We start from the raw sequence: 23,678 nt of genomic DNA on the forward strand, positions 1-23,678 counted from the left end.
TCATGAGGTTGCCGGCCAGCGGCCGGCACTACCGAAGCGGCGGCGGCCCGCATTCCCGGTGGGCGAGGGGCGTGAATCGGGGACAATAGCGTCCCCGCCGCCCCACGCCCGCACCCGATGACCGACTCCGCCCCCCAGCTTCCTGCCCGCATCCTCGATGGCCGCCGTATCGCCGAGGACCTGCTCGACAGCCTGAAGGTGCGGGTCGACGCCCGTGTCGCCGCCGGTGGCAGCCGCCCCGGCCTGGCCGTGGTGCTGGTGGGGGGCGACCCGGCCTCGACCGTGTACGTGCGCAACAAGCGCCGCGCGGCCGAGAAGGTGGGCATCGAAGCCTATGACTACGACCTGCCGGCCGGTACCACCGAGGCTGAGCTGCTCGACCTGATCGACCAGCTCAACGCCGACCCGAAGATCAACGGCATCCTGATCCAGCTGCCGCTTCCGGGCATCCCCGACGCGCGCCGGCTGATCCAGCGCATCGACCCGCGCAAGGACGTGGACGGTTTCCATCCGGAAAACGTCGGCCACCTGGCCCTGCGCGAGTTCGGCCTGCGCCCGTGCACCCCGCGTGGCATCACCACGCTGCTGGGCCACACCGACCAGCCGGTGCGCGGCCGCAACGCCACCATCGTTGGCGTCAGCAACCACGTCGGCCGGCCGATGGGCCTGGAGCTGCTGATTGCCGGCTGCACCGTGACCAGCTGTCACAAGTTCACCCCCAAGGACGTGCTGGAACAGGCCGTGCGCAACGCCGACATCCTGGTGGTGGCGGTGGGCCGGCCGGGCATCGTGCCGGGCGAGTGGGTGAAGCCGGGCGCGGTGGTGATCGACGTCGGCATCAACCGCTTGGATGACGGCCGGTTGGTGGGCGATGTCGGGTTCGAGGCCGCAGCGCAGCGGGCGAGCTGGATCACCCCGGTGCCGGGTGGCGTAGGCCCGATGACCGTGGCCACGCTGATGCAGAACACGTTGGAAGCGGCGGAAGCCGGGAACTGACCGCACCTGGGCTGCTTGCGGTGGGGCTTGGTAGCGCCGGGCCATGCCCGGCGGATTGCTGCGGCGCCGCTGCGCTCGCCGGGCATGGCCCGGCGCTACCGGGGGCGCGTCGATGCCCCGTAGTTCCCGCCGGTCCGCATGACCCGCTCCTGGTAGGTGCCAACCTTGGTTGGCACGAACAATCAGGCGCCAGCTCCCCATATGGGGCAAGGGCCTTCCGGTTGTGTGCCAACCAAGGTTGGCAGCTACCAAGGGCGGTGCGCCGGCGTCTGAACCAATTGCCGCCCGCGCGACACTGCGTCGCATCTACCCCCTGCCACAGGCCGCGAAAACAGGGTAAAATGTCGCGCTTCCCCACATCTCGGGTATGCCGATGCTGCGCATCCAGGCTGAAGCACTCACTTACGACGACGTCTCGCTCGTCCCCGCTCATTCGACCATCCTGCCCAAGGACGTCAACCTCGAAACGCGGTTGACGCGCGACCTGAAGCTCAAGCTTCCGATCCTGTCCGCCGCCATGGATACCGTCACCGAAGCACGCCTGGCCATCGCCATGGCACAGCTGGGTGGCATGGGCATCATCCACAAGAACCTGAGCGTGGAGCAGCAGGCCGCGGAAGTGGCCAAGGTCAAGAAGTTCGAGGCCGGCGTCATCCGTGACCCGATCACCGTCGGCCCGGAAACCACCATCCGCGACGTGCTGGCCCTGACCCAGGCGCACAACATCTCCGGCGTGCCGGTGGTGGGCAGCGACGGCCTGCTGGCCGGCATCGTGACCCATCGCGACATGCGCTTCGAGACCGAGCTGGACGATCCGGTCCGCCACATCATGACCAAGAAGGATCGCCTGATCACGGTCAAGGAAGGCGCCGCGTCTGATGAAGTGCTGCAGCTGCTGCACCGCAACCGCATCGAAAAGGTGCTGGTGGTCAACGATGATTTCGCCCTGCGTGGCCTGATCACCGTCAAGGACATCCAGAAGAACACCGACTTCCCGAACGCTGCCAAGGACATCGCCACCCGCCTGCTGGTCGGCGCGGCCGTCGGCGTTGGCGGCGATACCGACCGCCGCGTGGAAGCGCTGGTGGCTGCCGGCGTGGACGTGATCGTGGTCGATACCGCGCACGGCCATTCGCAGGGCGTGCTGGATCGCGTCAGCTGGGTCAAGAAGAACTTCCCGAACGTGCAGGTCATCGGCGGCAACATCTGCACCGGTGAAGCCGCGCTGGCGCTGCTGGACAGCGGCGCGGACGCAGTGAAGGTCGGCATCGGCCCGGGCTCGATCTGCACCACCCGCGTGGTGGCCGGCGTGGGCGTGCCGCAGATCACCGCGATCGACCTGGTGGCCGAAGCGCTGCAGGACCGCATCCCGCTGATCGCCGACGGTGGCATCCGCTACTCCGGCGACATCGGCAAGGCACTGGCCGCCGGTGCCTCCACCATCATGATTGGTGGCCTGCTGGCCGGTACCGAGGAATCGCCGGGCGAAACCGAGCTGTTCCAGGGCCGTTCGTACAAGAGCTACCGCGGCATGGGCTCGCTGGCTGCGATGGAGAAGGGGTCCAAGGACCGCTACTTCCAGGACGCCGCCACCGCCGACAAGCTGGTGCCCGAAGGAATTGAAGGCCGCGTGCCTTACCGCGGCCCGGTGGGCGGCATCATCCACCAGCTGATGGGCGGCCTGCGCGCCACCATGGGCTACGTGGGTTGCGCCACCGTCGAGGACATGCGCAGCAAGCCCAAGTTCGTGAAGATCAGCGGCGCCGGCCAGCGCGAGAGCCACGTCCACGACGTGACGATCACCAAAGAGCCGCCGAACTACCGCTCCTGATGCGGGACGAGCAAAGAGGAACGAGGAAGCTGATTCCCGTTCCTCTTTCTCCATCTGCCGCTGAAAAATTCTGACGTTTTCGTTTTCCCTACTGCATTGCCGGGGCGCCATGACCAACATCCATAACGACAAGATCCTCATCCTCGATTTCGGCGCGCAGTACACGCAGCTGATTGCCCGCCGCATCCGCGAGCTGGGCGTCTACTGCGAAATCTGGGCGTGGGACCACAACCCGGCCGAGATCGCCGGCTTCGGCGCCAAGGGCATCATCCTATCCGGTGGCCCGGAATCGACCACGCTGCCGGGCGCGCCCGCCGCGCCGCAGGAAGTGTTCGACAGCGGCCTGCCGATCTTCGGCATCTGCTACGGCATGCAGACCCTGGCCGCGCAGCTGGGCGGTGCCACCGAAGCGGCTGACCAGCGCGAATTCGGCCACGCCGAAGTAAACGTGATCAACCCCGATGCACTGTTCAAGGGCCTGAGCGACCACGGCGGCGAGCCGAAGTTGAATGTCTGGATGAGCCACGGCGACCACGTCTCCGTTGCGCCGCCGGGCTTCACCATCACCGCCACCACCGACCGCATTCCGGTGGCCGCCATGGCCAACGAAGAAAAGCGCTGGTACGGCGTGCAGTTCCACCCGGAAGTGACCCACACCCTGCAGGGCCAGGCGCTGCTGCGCCGCTTCGTAGTGGACGTGTGCGGCTGCCAGACCCTGTGGACTGCCGCCAACATCATCGACGACCAGATTGCCCGCGTGCGCGAACAGGTGGGCGATGACGAAGTGATCCTGGGCCTGTCCGGCGGCGTCGATTCGTCCGTGGTGGCTGCGCTGCTGCACAAGGCCATCGGCGACAAGCTGACCTGCGTGTTCGTGGATACCGGCCTGCTGCGCTGGCAGGAAGGCGACCAGGTGATGGCGATGTTTGCCGAGCACATGGGCGTAAAGGTGGTGCGCGTGAATGCCGCGGACCGCTACTTCAGCGCGCTGGAAGGCGTGAGCGACCCGGAAGCCAAGCGCAAGATCATCGGCAACCTGTTCGTTGAGATCTTCGATGAAGAGTCGAACAAGCTGAAGAACGCCAAGTGGCTGGCACAGGGCACCATCTACCCGGACGTGATCGAGTCGGCCGGCAGCAAGACCGGCAAGGCGCATGTGATCAAGAGCCACCACAACGTGGGCGGCCTGCCGGAGCACATGAAGCTGGGCCTGGTGGAGCCGCTGCGCGAGCTGTTCAAGGACGAAGTGCGCCGCTTGGGCGTTGAGCTGGGCCTGCCGCGCACCATGGTCTACCGCCATCCGTTCCCGGGCCCGGGCCTGGGCGTGCGAATCCTGGGCGAAGTGAAGCGCGAATACGCCGAATTGCTGGCCAAGGCTGATGCCATCTTCATCGACGAGCTGCGCAAGGCGGATCTGTACGACAAGACCAGCCAGGCGTTTGCCGTGTTCCTGCCGGTGAAGTCGGTGGGCGTGGTGGGTGATGCGCGGGCTTATGAGTGGGTGATTGCGCTGCGGGCCGTGGAGACGATCGACTTCATGACCGCGCATTGGGCGCATCTGCCGTATGAGTTCCTGGGGACGGTGAGCAACCGGATCATCAATGAGTTGCGGGGGTGTCGCGGGTGGTTTATGACATCTCGGGGAAGCCGCCGGCGACCATTGAGTGGGAATGAGTTGAAAGAACGAGGGCGCCGAGAGGCGCCCTTGTTGTTTGTATGTACTCAGCCCCACACTACGATATAGGTCTTGGAGAGGGCTCCCAGGGCACCAGTCCGATACTTTGTAGTGTCCTTGGCGAATCTTGAGGGGGGCTTAGATTTCAAATATTATTTGAATGAGTTTCATTAATATTTGCAATCGCGAGCCTTCTGAAGTGACGGAGGATGGAGTTCTAGCTCAATACGGCGCTGCTGCTTCAAGCGACCTCGCGCTAGTGCTAACTTCAACAATTTGCAGCGCACAAGTGGGCTGGGAGATCTAATGGCACCTTTTGGGGACTCTGTGGTCGATCTACTAAAGCGTGGGCACGTATGGATTCAGGAGCCGCCGAGTGGGCCCGAGCCTGGGGCGCCAGTTGAGACGCGTACGCAGAGTCTCCCCTTGGGAGAATTGTCTTGGCAAAACTTCGAACGTCTTGTGCTCAGGATCGTTCGCAGAGAAAGTCAAGTGATTGATTGCTCTATTTATGGCGCGCCGGGTCAATCGCAAGGCGGAATCGATATTATTGCGGTGCATTCTGGGGCTTCTTCTTCGAAAGTGTGCTACCAGTGCAAGAAGGTCAATGATTTCGATGCTTCTGATGTGGCCTCCGCAGTGGATAAATTTATTTCCGGACACTGGGCAAAGGAAGTGGCGGAATTCGTATTGTGCGTATCCTCGTCGCTTGAGAAAACTCAGCTGCAGGACGAACTGGATAAGCAGCGGAAAAAGCTGGCGGCTTTGGGTATAGGATTTTCGGTGTGGGATGGTGCTGCGGCAGGCGGGATATGCGAGCGCTTAAAAGCTCATTGCGATATCGTCGACGACTTCTTTGGGCGCTCTTGGGTTTCTAGTTTTAACGGGAAAGACGCTGCGGATAGTCTCGGCGATCGACTGAATGGTTATGAATTCGGAATGCTTCGATCTAAGCTTGCGAATCTATACTCAGTTTTGTTCTCACAGCACGATCCTGGCTTTAGGACAGATTGCAATGCAAATATGGACTATCGTGATCGATACGTGGTGCCCGATATTATCGAGCGCACTCAGATTGATACGGGTCTATTCAATCAGTCCGCGATGAGGGGTTTGAGTCAAGAGGAAGATGCTCTTGGGATCTCTAGAGGTCAGGAAGTGGTCGGGCCTCTGAATGCCAACTCTACAGTGTATGAGATCAGGAAGCCTGTCTTTGAATGGCTGCGTGATCGGGGAAGGTGTGTTGTTCTTGGTGAGCCCGGTTACGGGAAGAGCGCACTGCTCAGATACTTGGCCTTGTCAATTTTGAGGCCAGATAAGCTGCAATTCGATGTTTTGAACTTTGGTTACTTCTCACGCTTGCCTATATGGATATCGTTCTCCCGGCTCTCGGCCTCCATTGGTCGCGAGTCAGGTGTTAGCGTTGACGCATTCTTTAGAGAGTGGCTTCAGCAGTATGGTTTCGGTGATGTATACCCGCTCTTCAGGCGAGCTGTGAAGGGAGGGCAGGTTCTGCTCCTTGTCGACGGTTTGGATGAGTCAACCGAAGAATACACTGGTCGTGAGGCGCTTGATCGTGTTGTGACCTTCCTGGAGGCTAGCGATTCTTCAATCATCTGCACCGGTCGGCCTCAAAGCTACGGTAGCCTCGGCATACCGCCTTCTTGGGCAACGGCTACGCTTGCACCATTAAGTGAAAAGAAGATAGAAGAGTTAGCTACTCGTTGGTTTGAGTTTCTGGAGTCGGATCCAGAAGCGTCGTTGCAAGCTGCCTGTGAAAATGAAGATTTCGGCCGGCGTCGGGCACAAGCATTCCTGCGCGAGGCAAGTAGTAGCTCAAGGACTCTGGAACTGGCTCGCAATCCGCTACTTTGCATGTCGTTGATTCAGTTGTTTAGGTTCTCCCATCAGCTTCCTGAGGCTCGTGTGGAAGCATATAAACAAATTGTAGATCTGTTGCTATCAAAGCATCCTGCTGCACGAGCACAAGCGAGTGGCACCACCTTGCCGATCAGTTCTCTGGGGCTGAAGTCTGCAGATCTTAAAGAAATGCTTATTCGATTGGCTAGGGAGATGCAATCGCAACCGACGCGATCTCTCTCGGAAGAGCGATGCGAGCAAGTGTGTACAGATTTTCTGATGGACGACATGTATGGATTAGGCGAGCCTGTGGCGAGGGCAAGGAGAATCGCCGCGGAGGCGGTTATTCAATTGAATGATCAGTATGGAGTGCTTGTTGAGCGATCTCCCAAGGAGCTTAGCCTTCTTCATTTGAGTATTCAGGAGTACTTGGCTGCTGAATCGGTCGCGCGCGAGTCACATGAAGATCAGATTGCATGGATGACTGACATCTGGATTAGTCCTGCATGGCGAGAAACTCTGATTGCCTGGTTCGGTATTCTGGGGGCGCGTGGAGAAATGGTGCTCTCTGGTCGTGCATCACAACGATTGGAAGATCTGGGGGAGAGCAATGAATGGCTTCGTGCCCAATCTATCGAGCTTCGCATGGAAATAGCAGTATCGGACTTGGGACTTCCTATTGGCGAAGCACGTCGAATCGTTGAGCTTGCCGTCAGTGAGGTGGAAAACTCTCCCATCGTAGAGTTGCGTGTGTCCTTGGCCAAGAACATTGCAATTGGCGCACTGGGAACACGTGTGCGTTCAGAGTGTCGATCTGCCATCCGGCGTTGGCTACCTGGTCAGCCGAGTTATAAACGGAGAATGCTCATTGCGTCCTTTAAGGATTGGGCACCATCTACTGATCTGTGGTCCACTCTAGTTCGTGCCCTTAGAGACGAAGATGTCATGTGTCGACGCGCCGCTGCCGAGACCATTGCGCACGTCTTCATGAATACTGATGAGGCGTTGGCGGCCTTGGAGAGAATGGCAATCGTTGATGTGCGGCCTGAAGTGAGGGCCGCTGCGCTGTATGGATTGACCGCTAGATCGGAGTGGCGGACGCAAGCTATTGGATGTGCAGGTGCCAACAGAAGAACAGCCAATGTTGATCTGTTTCTGGGGACGGTGCGAACTCGTGTCAAGCAAGGACTACAAACCGCCGAAGACATCAATCGGATATTGATGCTGTGGGATGCTGATTCTCTGGAATTTCAAGAGCGACGTGATGCTGTTGGATTGCTGTGCGAAGGGTGGCCGCAGGATCTAAGGCTACGCAGATTTCTGTTGGACCGATTGAACGAACATGGGGCTGGATTTGAAGTCGAACTGCCACTTCAATATTTGGTCCGCTGTTGTCCGGGTGATGCTGAGGTGGCGGAGACGGTTGCGGCGATGGTTAGGCGGTTTGGTCGAATGCTAACGCTTGGTGATAATCAAGTGTGGGAAGACCTTTCTTCGGGATTTCGTGGTAATGCCAACCTGTCCTCGGCGATTAGAGATTCATTGAGTGCGGATCGGGAGAGGTACAAGAAGACTCTATGGGATCCTCGGACCGCCCATGCAATGGTTATAATTGGCGATGACGCAGCTAAGCGTGAGCTCTTGGAGTCTTATGAGTTGGCGGACAACCGAGGGCGATATTGGATCGCGTTCGCTCTTCAGCGCGGATGGGGAGATGACAGTGCGGTGCGAGAGAGGCTTCAGTACTGGGCAGATGGAAGTATTGAGATGGCTGCACCCTTGGGGTCATTGGCGCGAGTCCTTTTCTCTGAATCAACCAAACGACTCAAGTGGCTTCGCAGAATCGCGCGCGCTTCCGCTGTGACTAGAGAGGTCGGAGCCGCTATGGCTCTCCTGGAGGAATGCCCTGATGAAGAAACTAAGGAGTTAGTAAGAGATCTGTTGGATAACCCCGTTCTATGGTATTACCATAGAACGGACCTCCAGGCGCGGTTTGCCAGCGCATACCCGGACGACCCTAAGAGCTTGGAGATAATTGAGGATTCACTATCTAATATCGATGGTCCTAATTTCGGAAGAATTACTGCGATGTTCGAGGACGTTCCAGGCCTGCGGTCTCGACTTCTCGACGCCGCAGCGCCGGCGCCATCTGATGTAAGGATGGCTGTTGCAACCATTTTCCGTGAGCGAGCCATCGAGCTTGACTCCGTGGTTGAGTTGACTCCGTTGCCGCTAGCGGAAGAGGATAGTGCGGTTAGAGCGAGTTATCTGATGGCACGCGCGCGCGCTGCAAAAGGTGACTCCGTACTCGCTGATCAGTTGGAGCAATTCCTCATGCCCGAGTTCAACGCCACCGGCACGTATATGGACATGAGACGGCGGACAGCGTTGGCGGCGCTTCTGGAGCTTGGGGCGTATTCCAGGATAGTTTCTCAATTTGCAGGTGACGGTGGAATCAGATGGACTCACGGGCTTATCGACTGGCTTGGACATGATCTGGTTTCACCGGGTGCTGTGATTGAGCATTGGGAGGCGCTCAATCCATTGCTGATAGAAAATAATGCGCGGGAGAATGAGCTCCCTGTGGCGGAGTTTGTGCGTTCTGGATACGACGCACTTTTTGAACGAACCCCTGCATTAGAGCGCCTACTTGGGGACTACTTTGAGACACAAGTTCCGGATCTGATCGGAGCTGCCTACTTTGATGCTTTCGCGCGTCACCGTCCTAGAAGCAGATCATTGCGTCTGCTATTGGTTAATTCCATTGGAAGAAATGGTCGTTCTGACGTGGCATGCGCAGCCGCACGCGTGCTCGCTAGCCATTTTTCTGGGAATGACGACATTTGGGGCGAGCTTTCGACTGCGATCAGAAGCCCGCAGGACGTTTCGAGTGAGTTTGCCGATGGTGTACTTGGACATTTGGCGCTAGGTTGGCCGGAGGGAATCGCCGCCGCTTGGGCGCGTTCGCTGAAGTCAGCTGAGCTAGCCAAGCTTGGACTTCGAAATCGACTGCTTGTAGCGATACTCAAGGGTAGTTCAGTTGAAGCGGAGAGTGCCGTCATTGAGCTCATCGAGGAGCCCATGGAATCGTGGCGATATCGCACGGAGGATGTAAATGTTTTGCATATTTGGGCGAAATGGGATGGAGCAAAGGCGTCGCTTGATCGTTTGGCAAAGTCCGACAATTCTTCGCATTCAATCACGGCTATTTCGCTGCTGTCGATTGCGGGGAGGGATGTCGAAGGGCTTATTGGAACGCTGATAGATCGCTATAACCTCCAGTTTTCAAAATCTTTTGCGACGCCGGAGGATGGTCTCAATGCTGCACTGGGGCGACAGGCTTCTTGGGCAATTTCGGTGTACTCAACACTTAAGGCTTGGGCCGGCGTCTCTGGGAGAGTGGCTGCGACGGGCGCCGCAAGTAGCCATGGGTATCGCTTCCTGGCCAGTCATCCAGCTTGACTTGCTACTCCGGTCTCACCTCACGACAAGCCCACTCAGCCAACCCCCGGCAAGCCAGAAACAACCCATCAACCACCCCCTCATCCAAATGCCGCTCCGGCTCCGCTGCCACCCGGCAGCGGTCTGCCGAGTGCAGCACCTCCAGCACAGTGAGCAGCCCAACCAACGCGCGCTCGGTCCTCGCCAGACTCACACGCCGGCCGGGTGACACATCGGTTTCTGGCCAAGGCTGCCCATCTGCACCCTCGCAGCCGCGCATGCGCTTGAGGATGCCGAGGAGGTAGTTCAGGTCGGGAAGGGCAGTATCGTCGTTGATGGGCTCAACAGCGGCGTACGAGGAGAAGGTTTCGGATTCGCTCATGGCGTCGGTTTCCTTGGCTGTGCTTAACAGCGCCACCGCGTAAGCGGGGTGGCGGACGGTGCGGGTTCCAAACCGGGATGAAGTAGCGTCATAGACCGGCGGGCCCGAAAGCCCCCACGCACCGCCCGCCATAGGCCGACGGATTGCCCGCCGGCACCGGTTAAGGACGGTGCCGACGGGCAAGCGTAAACAACTGACGCGAACATCATCACGGGTTTGGACGCCCGGCCACCCGTTGTCGGTGGCGCGCCATGGTGTTTACGCTGTCGCTTCGAATGCAAATTGAAATTTGCGAAGAAATCGCGCGATTCGAGAGCGAAGAACTATTGTTGCACGCGCCCTTCGTGCAGCACGCGACGCCACAAGACGCATTCGCGCAGCCGCGATGTTGATTGCGAATCAAAGTGGCGCAATCGCCCGTCCCACAAGCGAATAGTGCGATGGCCTTCTTTGCAACAGTTCTTAGTCGGCCTCGGCAGGGAGCGGCGCCGGATCAGCCGCGTGGTCCGAAAATCGGTTCAAACCCGACACCGCAAGAAGGCATCGCATCCTTAGCCGACGCCGTACTCAGCCACCGACGTATTCTCCACCAGCAACTCAATCATCGCCCGCGCCGCAGCCGACTGCCGCCGATGCGGCGCATAGATCACCGAGAACGGCCGCGATCTGCCCCGCAGCTGCGGCAGCACTTCCACCAGCTGCCCACGTTGCAACCGCTCGCGCACGATGAACTCATAGCTCTGGCAGATGCCGATGCCCTGTTCGGCCAGCGACACCACGCCCAGCACATCGTCGGAGGTCTCGATGGACGAACGCGGCAGCCAGTCCACGTCGCGCCCGCCGTCGCGGAAGATCCACGGCGCCAGCCGCCCGGTGCGCGGCATAACAAACGGCAGGCACAGGTGCTGCTGCAGATCGTCCAACGTCTGCGGCGTGCCGCGGCGCTGCAGGTAGTCCGGCGCGGCCACCAGCAGCAGCCGGGCGTCTTCCAGCTTTCGCGCCACCAGCCCGCTGTCCGGCAGCTGGCCCAGGCGGATGGCCAGGTCGAAGCCTTCGGCCACCAGGTCCACGTTGCGGTTGGTGATGTTCAGTTCCACCTGCACCTGCGGGTACTGCTGCGCAAAGCGCGCCAGCACGCGCGGCAGCCGGTAGTGGCCATAGGTGGTGGGCACGCTCAGGCGCACGCGGCCGGCCAGCGCACCGTCCTGGGCCAGTACGTCGCGCTCGGCGTCGTCCAGCAGGCCGAAGGCGGTGCGCACCTGTTCCCGGTAGAGCCGCCCGGCGTCGGTCAGGCCCACGCGGCGGGTCGTCCGCTGCAGCAGCTGGCGGCCCAGCCGCGCCTCCAGACGGGTGACCGCGCGGCTCAGCACCGAGGGCGTGGTGGACAGCTCCACCGCGCCGGCCGTGAACGAGCCGTGCTCGACCACCGCCAGGAACACCTCCACGTCGCCTAGGTAGTCGAACTTGCGGCTCATTTGGCTCTCCGGGGAACAGATGTTTTGCGATGGGGCCAATTTATCGCCGCTGGGGCGATGAATAAAGTGGCGGCCATTCCCCAATAGGAGCTCCCCATGAACCTGATGACCCGGCTGGCCGCAGCGCTGGCCCTGACCCTGGCCGCCAGCGGCGCGCATGCCGCCAACGTGCTGGTGGTGCTGTCCGACGAAAACCACCTGGACCTGAAAGACGGCAAGGTGCTGTCCACCGGCTTCTATCTCAACGAGCTGATGCAGCCGGTCAAGCTGCTGCTGGACGCGGGCCACGAGGTGACCTTCGCCACGCCGCAGGGGCGGGCACCGACGGTGGATGCGTCCTCGGTGACGCCGGCGTACTTCGGCAACGATGCCGCGCAGTTGAAGGTGCACAAGGATCTGCTGGAGAAACTGGCGCTGACCTCGCCGACGGCCTCGCCGGTGGTCAGCCTGGCACGCGTGGAGCAGCAGGGTTACGCGCGTTTCGATGCGGTCTACATTCCCGGTGGCCACGCGCCGATGCAGGACCTGCTGAAGAGCCCGGCGCTGGGCCGGCTGCTGGCCGACTTCCACCAGCGCAACAAGACCACCGCGCTGGTCTGCCACGGGCCGATCGCGCTGCTGTCCACGTTGCCGGATGCGGCGGGTTTCGTGGCGAAGCTGGACGCGGGTGCGATGCCGGCTACGCCGAAGTGGATTTACAGCGGCTACCAGATGACGGTGATCAGCAACCAGGAAGAAGAGCAGGCCAAGCCGCTGCTTGGCGGTAGTGAGATGAAGTTCTACCCGCAGACCGCGCTGCAGCGGGCGGGCGCGCGGTTCAGTAGCAACAGCACGCCGTGGACGGGGCATGTGGTTGTGGACCGGGAGCTGATTACCGGGCAGAACCCGGCTTCGGCGCTGGAGGTGGGGCAGCGGTTGGTTGAGCGGTTGAGGTAAGGCAGACACCAACGCATCGGCTTTTCGGCGACTCCCGCGCGCGGTGCGCGGGCCGCCCCTGCAACTACTCAAAGGACAACCCACGTGGATCTTCAATTGGCGGGCAAGACCGCACTTGTGACCGGCGCGACCGCCGGCATCGGCCTGGCCATCGCGCGCACGTTGGCACGCGAAGGTGTAAGCGTGACCCTGACTGGCCGTGACCCAGCCAAGCTGCAGACAGCCGCGGCCGAGATCACCGCGGGCGCGCCGGACGCGCAGCTGGTGACGGTGGTGGCTGATCTGGCCAGCGCCGAGGGTGCGGCCACCGTGATCGCGGCACAGCCTGACACCGATATCCTGGTCAACAACCTGGGCTACTACGAAGCCAAGGCCTTCGCCGACATCAGCGACGATGACTGGATGCGCATGCTGGAGGTCAACGTGCTGTCCGGCGTGCGCCTGTCGCGGCACTACTTCCCGCGCATGCTGGAACGCAACTGGGGACGGGTGATCTTCATGTCCAGCGAGGTAGGCGCGTTCACGCCGCCGGACATGGTGCACTACGGGGTGAGCAAGTCGGCGCAGCTGGCGGTATCGCGTGGTATGGCCGAGCTGACCCAGGGCACCGGGGTGACGGTCAACAGCGTGCTGCCCTCAGCGACGCGCTCGGACGGCATCGTCGATTACCTGCGCCAGACGGCGCCGCGACCAGACATGACCGATGCGCAGATTGAAGCGCACTTCTTCCAGACCTACCGGCCCAGTTCGCTGATCGCGCGGATGATCGAGGCCGACGAGATCGCGGCGATGGTGGCACTGCTGGCCAGCCCGCTGGGCGCGGCCTCCAATGGTGCCGCGGTGCGCGTAGAGGGCGGGACGTACCGATCCATTCTGTGATGCTGCGGTTGGGCCGGTTTGGCACGTGACGGGGTGCATGGCACCATGGCGGACCGGCTCCGCCCTATGCGCGGGGCCGTTTTTCCAGGCAAGCGCTTCAACACGATATGCGAACGTCCATCCTCTTGATCTTCTCTGCTCTGTGCCTGGCGCTGCTGTCCGGCTGCGCCAGTGGGCCGGAAGAGCACACCTCAGGCCGCGAAATCACCGGTGCGTTCGTGGCCGAAGACGGCCAGCTGTACCTGCTGCCGCGCTATGACGAGCCGATGCGCTTCGACGCTGCGCCGTTCCGTGATTACCGCGCGCTGATGGACAGCCCGCTGCGCGGGGCGGTGGCCTGCGCGCAGATGTACTTCCATGAGGATTGGCGCGATCCGGCCAACAAGGCAAAGGTGCACGGCAGCTACGCCCTGCTGCTGCGGCCGGAGCAGGTGACGGCGGCGCAGGCCGCGCAGTTCAAGCTGGAGCGGATTGAGGTTACGCCGCGTGAGGCCAAGGTGGTGGACGAGCGAGCGCGCTACTACCTGCCGCTTGAGCGGACGCGCTACTCGCTGGCGTTTGATCGCGCCTGCACTCTTTCGAAGAAGGGCGGCAGCTATTACAGCGCGCTGTTCGAGGGCGATGGCGAGCGGGTGCGGTTGCCGGAAGCTGCTGCCTTGGCCGAGAAGGCGAAGCTGGCGCAGCCGATCAGTGCGCGGGCGGTGCGCATCCTGCCGGAGCGGGAGGATGCGCCGGGTGTGGGTTCGGCGGCGGGCAAGGTGCTGGGCGCGGCGTTGGTGCCTGTGGCCGTTCCGGTGTTTGTGTTGAGCCTGCCGTTCCTGGGGCCGGATCATTGGAAGTGATGGGGCGTTGAAGCCAGAGCATCCACGCGTGGCGTGGATCTACTGAGACTGCGGGGTAAGTTGAGGAAAGACCGTCGGTCGGGGCCATGACAGCCGCTACACTGGCTGCCTGTGCCCGATGGAAGCTCGCCGATGTTCAACGGAAAAGTCGCGGTGGTCACCGGCTCCACCAGCGGTATCGGTCTTGGCATTGCCACTGCGCTGGCGCGGCAGGGTGCCGATATCGTGCTGAATGGCTTCGGCGATGCGGCGGAGATCGAACGCATACGTACCCGTCTGGAATCCGAGTTCGGCGTGCGGGTGGCGCATGATGGCGCCGACCTGTCTCGCGGCGACGCCGTTCGGGACATGATCGACCACGCTGTGGCGACGATGGGGCGCATCGACATTCTGGTGAACAACGCGGGCATCCAGCACACAGCGTCGATCGAGGACTTTCCCGTCGAGAAGTGGGATGCGATCCTCGCGCTGAATCTGTCGGCGGTGTTCCACTCAACGGCGGCGGCGTTGCCCTATATGAAGCAGCAGGGGGCCGGTCGCATCATCAACATCGCGTCGGTGCATGGGCTGGTTGGGTCGGTGAACAAGTCGGCCTATGTGGCGGCCAAGCATGGCGTGGTGGGATTCACCAAGGTGACCGCGCTGGAGAACGCCGGCACGGGCATTACCGCCAATGCCATCTGCCCGGGGTGGGTGCGAACGGCGCTGGTCGAGCAGCAGATCACCGCCTTGGCCGAGCGCGAGGGGACGGACCAGGAGTCTGCCGCCCGTGCGCTGCTGGCCGAGAAGCAGCCGTCGTTGCAGTTCGTGACGCCTGAGCAGCTGGGCGAGATGGTGGTGTTCCTGGCCTCGGATGCCGCGGCGCAGATCACGGGCACGGCGCTGCCGGTGGACGGGGGTTGGAGCGCGCGGTAGCCACAGGTCATGTGCGTGTTTCTCTGCATTACCTGCCATCGCTTCGTGCCTGACGCCGGCGCGGCACACCGCTTGATGGGGCTGATGCAAATGCCCGGATTAACGAGCGGACGCGAAGAGACGGCCTGCTGGGTGCCCAGTTCAGTCCCGCTGGATTCGGCGCAACCAGGTGTCCCACGATTCAAGCCGCACTTGTGGTGACGTTCCGCGTTCGTAATCGTGGCGTTTGCGGCTCTCTTGCAGATCGTTCTGGGTTCGCCCGCCGATGATCACAGAGCGGATATTGATGTCCTTATCGGGATCTACCTCAAGAGGGGCGTTTGGGCCCAGGAATGCGTTATGGAGCGGGCTGCCGCGCTCGGCCTCGGCACGGATACGGTGCAGCTCGCGGCGCGTGGCTTCCGGATTGCGACAGAACAATCCGAGTCGCTTGCGGAGCTGGCCTGCGGCTTCCAGTACCTTGTGGTTGAACTCTTGGTAGTGGTTGACATTGACGAGGTTGAATTCGGCTCCCTTGACCTCGATCAGAATGATATCCATCCGCGACCGGCCGGTGAACACGGCAAAATCCACCGAGCCGTCGCCGAAGGGCAGTTCCGAAAAGCAGATGTACTCGCCGTCTGGCGACGCGAATGCTTCGGCGATGATGGAAAGATCGCTCTTGAGCAGACGTTGGAGCTCGCGTTCTCCACTTCCGGCTTCGACAAGTGCGCGTACGGAAGAGCGTGAGATCATCCCTTCCGCGATCTCGAGCTTGCGCTTGGTGATCTCGGGAGACTCGGGCCAGGGCGAACCATCAAAACGGCTTGTGGAGAGTCTGAGCGTTTCGGCTCTGCCGACGATCCGCTTGTTGGTCTCAGTGCGGTCTTCAAGCTCGTCCGGATCGCATCCGAGCAAAGCAATCGCTGCCTCTTTCGAGATCGAATGCCAGTTGACGCTGGGCGACACCCGTACCTGATCAAATGTGTCGCGTTCCGGGTCAGGATTTTCGTAGTGCTCGATGAAGATCGTTGCACCGAGGGCCAACCCGCTGTCCTCGATTCGGTCCACGATCATTTCAATGGCATTGGTGACGGAACGCCCATTATTGCAAGCGCCAAGATCTGTGATGAGAACGCGCGGGCCGCCCTCGCCAGAGAAAACCCGAAGACGGCACATGCCCTTGGATTGCGGATGATAGTCGCCTGCATAGCTGAGCACTGTATCTACAACTTTCATTCTGCGCTTGCCTTCGTTCCTTCTTGGAGTGGACAACAATGTGCGTCGAGCGTTTCACACGCAATCGGGATAATCCCTACAGTCTTCATAGGGCGAGCGACGGTTGAAGTTCAGCGGCCAAGGCTGCTCATATCGGACATTCATTGAGCCGGCTGTACCCGCTGCTGCAGAATCTGCGGCGCCGACAGGGTAGCGGGGAGAGTGAACAGCGCCAAGGATGGCTGCGAGCGATGCTGGAGTGGCCGGCGTCAGAACGCGGTCGGAAATGGTTTGGCGCGAATGAGTGGGGGCCGGTGTTCAATCGGTGCTGGCCGCACGCGTGGCAGCGGGACGTGATGGCTTGGGTCGAAGGCTGTGCTCAGCATGTCGGCTTCTGCATCTTTCGCTGACGCAAAGCACCCTATCTGCGGCGTGATCCGTGCGTCGATGCTGAGAAGGTTTCCTTTTCCTTCAGGCGCTTATCGAACCGGGGCGTTTCGCCAGGCGCGGTGCCTCTGGATACAGTCTTGGAAGCGCCGTTAGTTTCGTGTTGCTGGCGTTCGCGCCGGCGCTCGCCTCGCACGGAACGCAGATATGGGTCGATTGATCGTAGTGGTAGGAGACAGCACCAGTGGCGGTGGACGGGTCATTACCGGTTCGGCTTTCACCGATATCCATGGCAGCGCCGTCGCCCGCATCTCGGACAAGGCGACGTGCCCGAAGCATCAGGGCATCTTCCCGATCATTACGGGCGACGGCTCGTGGCTAGTGGACGGGCAGCCGGTCGCCCGCGATGGCGATCGCCTGTCATGTGGGTGCAGCTTGTTGGCAGGCACGCAGTTGACGACGCATATTGCAGCGGGGGGCGCGCCGGTGCCCGACCAGCCGAATGCGGTTGAGGCGGCTCAGTCGCCACCGAAGGCTGCCCCTGCGGTGACCAGTAAGCCGATCTGTAAGGCCTGTCTTCTGGCTGCAGCGGGACACGGCACGGCTTTCCTGCGGAGGTGATCATGGACTATGCCATCGTTGATGCCGCTCATTCTGCCGATACGGCCGCTGTTCTGCGTCGTTATGCGGCGACCGGCAGGGCGTGGTCGTTGTTTGCACGACAGCCAGAGAGCCCTCACGCGGATGCGGGGCCCTGGCTGATCCAGTTGAATGAGGATCAGGCACTACATCAGTGGTTGTTCAACCTTGAAGTGCTTCCCGGCGTAGTCTGCCGCTTTATCTGCGCGGAAGACGCCGACGATGTCGTTGCACATCTTCAGTCCCGTATGGAGCTGCAGTTGCAGGACGGAAACAGGGCCCTGTTCCGGTTCTGGGACGGGCGCGCGTTGTACCGGATGTGGGGCGTGATGACCTGGGCGCAGAGAGCGGCGTTCATCGCACCGTTCACGCGCTGGTCGGCGAGGTTGCAGGACCGGAACTGGGAGTTGGATCACGCGACTATGGAGAAACTTTGGTGCTGACACTGGATGCACGACAGGAGGCGCTGTTGCGCTTGCCGGATCCGTTCTCTTTCCTGCCCCGGCTTGCGGCTGAGATCCGGCGTGACCTGCCGGAACGGGTCATGGGGCTGGATGACGCTGCACTGCTGGCGGAGACTGATCGCTGCTACACCTATGCGGCCTATGAACTTGGCATCACCCACCTGCCTGTACTTGTGGCATGGACCAAGACGGATGTCGGCAGCGGCGGAGAGCTTCATCGCAATGCCGAGGTCGACATCGCCCTGCGTCACGCGGGCAAACCCAACATCCAGGCCGCAGATCTGCTGGGGGCCTTGGTCGCCCTGCATCGCTGGCCGAAGGGAAGTGTGTAATGGCCGCCATTCCGATTCGCTGGGGACTGGGAAAGCTGGCCGAGCGGGCTGCGGCTGCAGCGGCGGCCGCCGCTGCGGCGAATGCGGCGAAGGATGTGGTGAAGGACACACCTGGCGTGAGGGCTCGCGAGGCGGAGTGTGCCGATGCCCAGGACGCCAGTGACTGCAACGAGTGCCAGCTCGCCAATGGCAGGGTAGGGCAGCCGCCTACGCCCAGGTATCTGACCGCGCGTACACGCATCAACTATGACTACCAACTCCAGATTGCGAATATGCATGCCGACCCAGAGCGGTTTGGCTATGTGAGACGTGGCGATGGCTCGGACACTATCGTGAACATCGATCTTGAAACCGCCAAGAGCTTCTTCGGGCGAGGTGGCGAGTACACGACGCTGGAATGGCTGTATGCGGGCATCTCGTTTGATGGCTTCTGGAGGAGCCGATGCACGGTGGCGGAGGCGAAGGCGAACTTTGGTAGCTTCTTCAATGAATATGGTGATCCGGCGAAACCGTTCACCCCGATCATTGTCGGTGGATGGGTGGCAGGTTACATAGAGCAACTTGCAATAATTCAGCCAACCTCGCCGCGGGGCAGGTTGGAGTGGCATTTCATGGATGTAGCTGCCTACGAGGCGGCGTTGGCGGCCGGTATCCCCGCCACTAGCGCATTCCATACGCCGTACCTGCTCGGGAGATTTCCATGAATAGCACGCTGGTCTTCAGCTTCAGGCCATCCACCTTGAGCACAGTAGCGTTCCTGGATGAGACCAATTCATGGCTGGCACTACTGGGGCGTGCACACCCTGACTTTTCCGAGTGGTGGATTCCGCCGCAGGGGCCGGGCGGTGATTTTGTTTCCTTCCGAAACCGCAACAATATCATCGAGAGAATGGGGAGCGATGCGAAGCGCTTGGACGCAGAGTACGGTGTCGGTGCGGGGGAGGGCGGACCTCGGTTGCAAGCATGGTCTTGACGAATGCGGGCTGTGAGAAAGATTGGCATCGGAAAGGCAGAGTCGCGCTCTATGTCAATCTGGGCATGGGGCAGCTGCGCCTTGCAATAAGCGTGATCGATGGGGCGTATCGCGATCCAGGGGCGTTGCTGTGGAGCTTGCTTTCATGCACTGCGGAAGACAGTCGAGTGCAGTTTGCGCAAACAAATGTTCGTCAGAAGGTAGGGAGTGAGCTGGTGCTGTACAGCAGGGACCGTGTACCGTTTCCTCACCGTGATTACCTCGGCTGGATGGGCTATGTGAACGTTGCGCTGACACAGGACCAGCTTCCTGAGGCTGCTCGATTGGAACGGAGAGGCCAAGGGACGCTGATTCTCTCGACCGAAGTTCTTGATCTTTCAGATCCCCATGCGGTCATGCAGGCCAACCAGGTGGAGATGCGCCTGGTTGATCTGGAGCTGCTGCCGGTCATTGATCCTGCACTGAAATAGCAGCGCCAGCTGCTTGAACGGTTGGTATGAACATCTCTCTGATATGCCGGTTTCCCCCGATGGCTCGAATCCCCGGACAGGTATGGGAGGACATCTCGAGAATCACCTCCAATCTGTCGAAGGTGGATCCGAGTTTCGGGCTTTGGTGGGTTAATCCTCGGTCCGCAAAGGACCGCTACATCCCTGCTTGCGATCGTGAAGCATTTGCCACGCGCATTGCAGGAGATGACACCAGGATTGCCCGGAAGTATCCCAGTCAGCCTTCGATAGGAAGCAACGGTGCAATTCTCACAAATGCCGGAAATGATAAGGATTGGCTGAGGCGAGGGGGTGTAGGGCTGAGCTATCAGCCAGCGCTTGGGGTGCTTCGACTTCACGTGGATCGCATCGAGGAGGTATTCGCATCGCCATCCAGTCTTCTGCGATCCACTATTTCGGCGCTGCTGGATAGTCTCCCCATCACGTTTGCGCAGACAAACGTTCAGCAGCTCGTGGAGGGTGAACTGCTGCTCTACAGCGTTGATCGCGCGCCCTTCCCGCACCGCGAGTTCCTGGGTTGGATGGGCTACGTAGACGTCCCGTTGACCCGAGACCAGGTTCCTGCCGCGGCAAGGCTTGAGCGACGGGGCGGTGGCACCCTCATCCTCGCCACGGAGGTACTCGATCTTGCTGATGCGCATGCCATCAAACAGGCCAACCAGGTCGAGATGAGCCTGGTTGACCAGGGGCTGCTGCCGGTTACGGATCCCTTGCTGGGGTAGCGCGATCCATGCTGGCCGGTGAATCAACTCGGCTTTGCAAATACATCCAATCCTTTGCCCGTCTCCAACAACGACTTCAGGCTCGACAGCACGATCGGCCAGCCCTGGCGGATGCCAGTGTCCATGCCGCTGCCCGGTTCCAGCTCGTCGTGGGTAACGGTCAGCCGCACCATGTCCTGGTAGGGCATGATCTCGAACGTCACCCGGCTGTAGGCGGCCGGATCATCGGCCTGCGAGGCGCCGGCCCAGGTGATCACCAGCCGCGAGGGTGGGGTGCTTTCCACCACGTCGCCAACCAGTTCGACCGAGCGCGTTTCGTTGGCGCGCACATGTTGCCAGCGCGAGCCGGCTTGCCAGTCCGAGACGTTCTCGTGGCCCCAGTAGGTGCGGGCAGTCTCCGGGCGGGTGATGGCCTCGAACACCTTCTGCGGCGTGGAGGCGATATAGATCACGTGGATGAAACGGGTGGATTCAGCGCTCATCGTCATTGTCCTTCCAGTTCCTGTTTGAGGTCATGCAGCAGGCTCAGGCGCTGCTGCTCGAACTTGCTTACCCAGCGCGTATAGACATCGTGCAGCGGCACCGGGTTGATGAAGTGCAGCTTCTCGCGGCCACGCCTGACGGTACTGATCAGGTTGGCGTCTTCCAGCAGGCCCAGGTGCTGGGTGACCGATTGCCGGGCCATGTCCAGGTGCTCGCAGAGCTGGCCGAGGGTCTGGCCGTTGTCTTCGCAGAGCAGGTCCAGCAGCGTGCGGCGCGTGGGGTCGGCCAGTGCCTTGAACACCTTGTCTGCATCCATGGGGGCTTCAGTTCCAGTTGTCGATCTTGACGTCGTGCGGGCTGGGCTGGCCGCGCCCGGTGTCCAGCACAGTGCCGTCGGGGTGGCGGTCGCCGGTGGTGTCCTCGGCCCACCAGGCGGCGACGCCTTCGGCGGTGGCCAGGGCCTGGTAGACCTGGGCTGATGGGGCGTTGATGCCGACTCTGTGTGCAATATCCACCATGACTGCGGCTCCACGGTGGGCGGCGGGGTGCCGTCCGTGGGAGAACAATAGGCAGGTAAATGCCTGCATGTCAACTGTGTCCGATGGATTTTCAAGCGGGGTAGTGCCGGCCGCTGGCCGGCAGCCTGGGCGGAGTTGGGTGACTGCAGTTGCCGACCAGCGGCCGGCACTACCGGTCAATGCAGCGGCGTGGATCAACAGCGTGACGCTGATCGGCGATGCTGGACGCGTCGGATGTGGCACTGGCGGTACGCCATCGACAGGTTCCAGCGCTGGTTCACTGCCGTGGCGACGGCTGACGGCGGTTGAGGCCGTTGGAATCGCGGGGACAGCAAGCACCTGCGTCACTGCGTCGCAGCCTTCCTGCAGGATGCGGTACATCGGTTCGGCGCTAGAGTGGGGGCTACCCCATCCAGGAGGGAGACGCGCATGTACTACAGCAGTGGCAACTACGAGGCCTTCGCGCGCCCGCGCAAGCCGGCGGGCGTGGACAACAAGACGGCCTGGTTCGTGGGTTCGGGCCTGGCCTCGCTGGCCGGTGCGGCGTTCCTGGTGCGCGATGGAGGCATGCCCGGCGAGCGCATCACCATCCTGGAACAGCAGCAGATTGCCGGTGGCGCGCTGGATGGCCTGAAGGTGCCGGAGAAGGGCTTCGTGATCCGCGGTGGCCGCGAGATGGAAGACCACTTCGAGTGCCTGTGGGATCTGTTTCGTTCAATTCCCTCGCTGGAAATCGACGATGCCAGTGTGCTGGACGAGTTCTACTGGTTGAACAAGGACGACCCGAACTATTCGCTGCAGCGTGCCACGATCAATCGCGGCGAAGATGCGCATACCGATGGCTTGTTCACCCTGAGCGAGCAGGCGCAGAAGGACGTGATCGCGCTGTTCCTGGCCACCCGGCAGGAGATGGAGAACAAGCGCATCAACGAGGTACTGGGCCGCGATTTCCTCGACAGCAATTTCTGGCTGTACTGGCGCACGATGTTCGCGTTCGAGGAATGGCACTCGGCGCTGGAGATGAAGCTGTACCTGCATCGTTTCATCCACCATATCGGCGGGCTGCCGGATTTCTCGGCGCTGAAGTTCACCAAGTACAACCAGTACGAATCGCTGGTGCTGCCGCTGGTGAAGTGGCTGCAGGAGCGCGGCGTGCGGTTCCAGTACGGCACTGAAGTGACCGATGTGGACTTCGCGCTGCAGGCGGGCCGCAAGCAGGCCACGCGCATCCACTGGATGCAGGATGGACAGGCCGGTGGCGTGGACCTGGGCGCGGACGATCTGGTGTTCATGACGATCGGCTCGCTGACCGAGAATTCCGACAACGGTGACCACCACACCGCTGCGCGCTTGAATGAAGGCCCGGCACCGGCGTGGGACCTGTGGCGGCGCATCGCGGCCAAGGATGCGGCGTTCGGGCGCCCGGATGTATTCGGTGCGCATATACCGGAAACCAAGTGGGAATCGGCGACGGTAACCACGTTGGACGCGCGCATTCCGGCGTACATCGAGAAGATTGCCAAGCGCGATCCGTTCAGCGGCAAGGTGGTGACCGGCGGCATCGTGAGCGTGCGTGACTCGCGCTGGCTGATGAGCTGGACGGTGAACCGCCAGCCGCACTTCAAGAACCAGCCGAAGGACCAGATCGTGGTGTGGGTGTATTCGCTGTTCGTGGATACGCCGGGCGATTACGTGAACAAGCCGATGCAGGACTGCACGGGCGAGGAGATCACCCGCGAATGGCTGTACCACCTGGGTGTGCCGGTGGAGGAGATCGACGCGCTGGCGGCGACCGGGGCGCAGACAGTGCCGGTGATGATGCCGTACATCACTGCGTTCTTCATGCCGCGCCAGGCCGGTGACCGCCCGGACGTGGTGCCGGAGGGCGCGGTGAACTTCGCCTTCATCGGCCAGTTCGCCGAATCGAAGCAGCGCGACTGCATCTTCACCACCGAGTATTCGGTGCGCACGCCGATGGAAGCGGTGTACACGCTGCTGGGTATCGAGCGCGGCGTGCCGGAGGTGTTCAATTCGACCTACGACGTGCGCACGCTGCTGGCAGCGACCGGGCGTCTTCGCGATGGCAAGGAGCTGGACATTCCGGGGCCGGCGTTCCTGCGCAACCTGCTGATGAACAAGCTGGACAAGACCCAGATTGGTGGGCTGCTGCGCGAGTTCGGGCTGGTGCAGGACGACTGAGGTAGCGGGCGCAGGTAGCGCCG

Annotated in this window: 21 protein-coding genes and 1 pseudogene; 16 read left to right on the forward strand and 6 right to left on the reverse strand. The window is 61.4% G+C overall.

Features of this window, described 5'->3' with window-relative positions:
- Positions 1–117: 117 nt before the first annotated feature.
- From folD to D0Y85_RS08915, 4 genes and pseudogenes are all read left to right on the forward strand, one after another.
- A complete protein-coding gene (folD, locus tag D0Y85_RS08900; protein ID WP_117310191.1) occupies positions 118–996 on the forward strand; it encodes a bifunctional methylenetetrahydrofolate dehydrogenase/methenyltetrahydrofolate cyclohydrolase FolD in 879 nt (292 codons plus the stop codon).
- 373 nt (positions 997–1,369) lie between these two features.
- On the forward strand, positions 1,370–2,827 hold the full coding sequence (gene guaB / locus D0Y85_RS08905) for an IMP dehydrogenase (protein ID WP_032976170.1): 1,458 nt from the start codon (positions 1,370–1,372) through the stop codon (positions 2,825–2,827).
- 109 nt (positions 2,828–2,936) lie between these two features.
- Positions 2,937–4,501: pseudogene (guaA, locus tag D0Y85_RS08910) on the forward strand (glutamine-hydrolyzing GMP synthase).
- A gap of 427 nt (positions 4,502–4,928) precedes the next feature.
- The gene (locus D0Y85_RS08915) at positions 4,929–9,824 is read left to right on the forward strand and encodes a HEAT repeat domain-containing protein (protein WP_162887634.1); all 4,896 of its coding nucleotides are present in this window, start codon (positions 4,929–4,931) and stop codon (positions 9,822–9,824) included.
- A 4-nt stretch (positions 9,825–9,828) separates the two neighbouring features.
- On the opposite strand, the gene D0Y85_RS08920 is transcribed toward D0Y85_RS08915, so the two are convergent.
- Together D0Y85_RS08920 and D0Y85_RS08925 are read right to left on the reverse strand one after the other, a co-directional pair.
- Complete coding sequence (locus D0Y85_RS08920; protein WP_117310193.1) at positions 9,829–10,185, reverse strand: hypothetical protein; 357 nt, start codon at positions 10,183–10,185, stop codon at positions 9,829–9,831.
- A gap of 551 nt (positions 10,186–10,736) precedes the next feature.
- Positions 10,737–11,660, reverse strand: a complete 924-nt coding sequence (locus D0Y85_RS08925) for a LysR family transcriptional regulator (protein ID WP_117310194.1) — start codon at positions 11,658–11,660, stop codon at positions 10,737–10,739.
- 96 nt (positions 11,661–11,756) lie between these two features.
- Between D0Y85_RS08925 and D0Y85_RS08930 the strand changes: the two genes are divergently transcribed.
- The 4 genes from D0Y85_RS08930 (at position 11,757) to D0Y85_RS08945 (ending at position 15,232) form a co-directional block, all read left to right on the forward strand.
- Entirely contained in the window at positions 11,757–12,596 is an 840-nt protein-coding gene (locus D0Y85_RS08930) for a type 1 glutamine amidotransferase domain-containing protein (protein ID WP_117310195.1), read from the forward strand.
- 84 nt (positions 12,597–12,680) lie between these two features.
- Positions 12,681–13,475, forward strand: coding sequence for an SDR family oxidoreductase (locus D0Y85_RS08935; RefSeq protein ID WP_117310196.1), 795 nt, complete (start codon positions 12,681–12,683; stop codon positions 13,473–13,475).
- Positions 13,476–13,582: 107 nt separating this feature from the next.
- Positions 13,583–14,317 (forward strand): hypothetical protein, encoded by a 735-nt coding sequence (locus tag D0Y85_RS08940; protein WP_117310197.1) that lies wholly within the window; start codon positions 13,583–13,585, stop codon positions 14,315–14,317.
- 132 nt (positions 14,318–14,449) lie between these two features.
- Entirely contained in the window at positions 14,450–15,232 is a 783-nt protein-coding gene (locus tag D0Y85_RS08945; protein ID WP_117310198.1) for a 3-hydroxybutyrate dehydrogenase, read from the forward strand.
- Positions 15,233–15,373: 141 nt separating this feature from the next.
- On the opposite strand, the gene D0Y85_RS08950 is transcribed toward D0Y85_RS08945, so the two are convergent.
- Positions 15,374–16,450, reverse strand: a complete 1,077-nt coding sequence (locus tag D0Y85_RS08950) for a Shedu immune nuclease family protein (RefSeq protein ID WP_117310199.1) — start codon at positions 16,448–16,450, stop codon at positions 15,374–15,376.
- 573 nt (positions 16,451–17,023) lie between these two features.
- On the opposite strand from D0Y85_RS08950, the gene D0Y85_RS08955 reads away from it, so the two are divergent.
- The 7 genes from D0Y85_RS08955 (at position 17,024) to D0Y85_RS20540 (ending at position 20,455) form a co-directional block, all read left to right on the forward strand.
- Complete coding sequence (locus D0Y85_RS08955) at positions 17,024–17,437, forward strand: PAAR domain-containing protein (RefSeq protein WP_117310200.1); 414 nt, start codon at positions 17,024–17,026, stop codon at positions 17,435–17,437.
- Positions 17,438–17,439: 2 nt separating this feature from the next.
- A complete protein-coding gene (locus tag D0Y85_RS08960; protein ID WP_117310201.1) occupies positions 17,440–17,898 on the forward strand; it encodes a DUF4123 domain-containing protein in 459 nt (152 codons plus the stop codon).
- A complete protein-coding gene (locus D0Y85_RS08965; protein ID WP_117311889.1) occupies positions 17,892–18,251 on the forward strand; it encodes a hypothetical protein in 360 nt (119 codons plus the stop codon). The genes D0Y85_RS08960 and D0Y85_RS08965 overlap by 7 nt, the downstream gene beginning before the upstream one ends.
- Entirely contained in the window at positions 18,251–18,955 is a 705-nt protein-coding gene (locus D0Y85_RS08970; RefSeq protein ID WP_117310202.1) for a Tox-REase-5 domain-containing protein, read from the forward strand. Before D0Y85_RS08965 ends, D0Y85_RS08970 begins: the two co-directional genes overlap by 1 nt.
- Positions 18,952–19,224 (forward strand): hypothetical protein, encoded by a 273-nt coding sequence (locus D0Y85_RS20535; protein ID WP_162887635.1) that lies wholly within the window; start codon positions 18,952–18,954, stop codon positions 19,222–19,224. The genes D0Y85_RS08970 and D0Y85_RS20535 overlap by 4 nt, the downstream gene beginning before the upstream one ends.
- Complete coding sequence (locus D0Y85_RS08975; protein ID WP_117310203.1) at positions 19,215–19,694, forward strand: Imm52 family immunity protein; 480 nt, start codon at positions 19,215–19,217, stop codon at positions 19,692–19,694. Before D0Y85_RS20535 ends, D0Y85_RS08975 begins: the two co-directional genes overlap by 10 nt.
- Before the next feature lie 377 nt (positions 19,695–20,071).
- Entirely contained in the window at positions 20,072–20,455 is a 384-nt protein-coding gene (locus tag D0Y85_RS20540; protein ID WP_162887636.1) for an Imm52 family immunity protein, read from the forward strand.
- 23 nt (positions 20,456–20,478) lie between these two features.
- On the opposite strand, the gene D0Y85_RS08985 is transcribed toward D0Y85_RS20540, so the two are convergent.
- The 3 genes from D0Y85_RS08985 to D0Y85_RS08995 are packed head-to-tail and all read right to left on the reverse strand — an operon-like array spanning position 20,479 to position 21,456.
- The gene (locus D0Y85_RS08985) at positions 20,479–20,937 is read right to left on the reverse strand and encodes an SRPBCC family protein (protein ID WP_117310205.1); all 459 of its coding nucleotides are present in this window, start codon (positions 20,935–20,937) and stop codon (positions 20,479–20,481) included.
- A 2-nt stretch (positions 20,938–20,939) separates the two neighbouring features.
- Positions 20,940–21,254 (reverse strand): metalloregulator ArsR/SmtB family transcription factor, encoded by a 315-nt coding sequence (locus D0Y85_RS08990; protein WP_117310206.1) that lies wholly within the window; start codon positions 21,252–21,254, stop codon positions 20,940–20,942.
- Positions 21,255–21,261: 7 nt separating this feature from the next.
- On the reverse strand, positions 21,262–21,456 hold the full coding sequence (locus tag D0Y85_RS08995) for a hypothetical protein (protein ID WP_117310207.1): 195 nt from the start codon (positions 21,454–21,456) through the stop codon (positions 21,262–21,264).
- A 429-nt stretch (positions 21,457–21,885) separates the two neighbouring features.
- Here D0Y85_RS08995 and D0Y85_RS09000 point away from each other — a divergent pair, with 429 nt between their 5' ends.
- Positions 21,886–23,655 carry an oleate hydratase gene (locus D0Y85_RS09000; protein ID WP_117310208.1) on the forward strand — a complete coding sequence of 590 codons (1,770 nt, stop codon included), beginning with the start codon at positions 21,886–21,888 and terminating at the stop codon, positions 23,653–23,655.
- Positions 23,656–23,678 lie beyond the last annotated feature (23 nt).

It is taken from the genome of Stenotrophomonas sp. G4, assembly GCF_003428825.1.
GTDB classification, from domain to species: Bacteria; Pseudomonadota; Gammaproteobacteria; order Xanthomonadales; family Xanthomonadaceae; genus Stenotrophomonas; species Stenotrophomonas indicatrix.

Excerpts from the sequence above, each read along its gene's own strand:
- folD (WP_117310191.1), top strand. The coding sequence starts at position 118 with ATGACCGACTCCGCCCCCCAGCTTCCTGCCCGCATCCTCGATGGCCGC.
- guaB (WP_032976170.1), top strand. The coding sequence starts at position 1,370 with ATGCTGCGCATCCAGGCTGAAGCACTCACTTACGACGACGTCTCGCTC.
- D0Y85_RS08920 (WP_117310193.1), bottom strand. The coding sequence starts at position 10,185 with ATGAGCGAATCCGAAACCTTCTCCTCGTACGCCGCTGTTGAGCCCATC.
- D0Y85_RS08925 (WP_117310194.1), bottom strand. The coding sequence starts at position 11,660 with ATGAGCCGCAAGTTCGACTACCTAGGCGACGTGGAGGTGTTCCTGGCG.
- D0Y85_RS08930 (WP_117310195.1), top strand. The coding sequence starts at position 11,757 with ATGAACCTGATGACCCGGCTGGCCGCAGCGCTGGCCCTGACCCTGGCC.
- D0Y85_RS08940 (WP_117310197.1), top strand. The coding sequence starts at position 13,583 with ATGCGAACGTCCATCCTCTTGATCTTCTCTGCTCTGTGCCTGGCGCTG.
- D0Y85_RS08945 (WP_117310198.1), top strand. The coding sequence starts at position 14,450 with ATGTTCAACGGAAAAGTCGCGGTGGTCACCGGCTCCACCAGCGGTATC.
- D0Y85_RS08950 (WP_117310199.1), bottom strand. The coding sequence starts at position 16,450 with ATGAAAGTTGTAGATACAGTGCTCAGCTATGCAGGCGACTATCATCCG.
- D0Y85_RS08955 (WP_117310200.1), top strand. The coding sequence starts at position 17,024 with ATGGGTCGATTGATCGTAGTGGTAGGAGACAGCACCAGTGGCGGTGGA.
- D0Y85_RS08960 (WP_117310201.1), top strand. The coding sequence starts at position 17,440 with ATGGACTATGCCATCGTTGATGCCGCTCATTCTGCCGATACGGCCGCT.
- D0Y85_RS08970 (WP_117310202.1), top strand. The coding sequence starts at position 18,251 with ATGGCCGCCATTCCGATTCGCTGGGGACTGGGAAAGCTGGCCGAGCGG.
- D0Y85_RS20535 (WP_162887635.1), top strand. The coding sequence starts at position 18,952 with ATGAATAGCACGCTGGTCTTCAGCTTCAGGCCATCCACCTTGAGCACA.
- D0Y85_RS08975 (WP_117310203.1), top strand. The coding sequence starts at position 19,215 with ATGGTCTTGACGAATGCGGGCTGTGAGAAAGATTGGCATCGGAAAGGC.
- D0Y85_RS08985 (WP_117310205.1), bottom strand. The coding sequence starts at position 20,937 with ATGAGCGCTGAATCCACCCGTTTCATCCACGTGATCTATATCGCCTCC.
- D0Y85_RS08990 (WP_117310206.1), bottom strand. The coding sequence starts at position 21,254 with ATGGATGCAGACAAGGTGTTCAAGGCACTGGCCGACCCCACGCGCCGC.
- D0Y85_RS08995 (WP_117310207.1), bottom strand. The coding sequence starts at position 21,456 with ATGGTGGATATTGCACACAGAGTCGGCATCAACGCCCCATCAGCCCAG.
- D0Y85_RS09000 (WP_117310208.1), top strand. The coding sequence starts at position 21,886 with ATGTACTACAGCAGTGGCAACTACGAGGCCTTCGCGCGCCCGCGCAAG.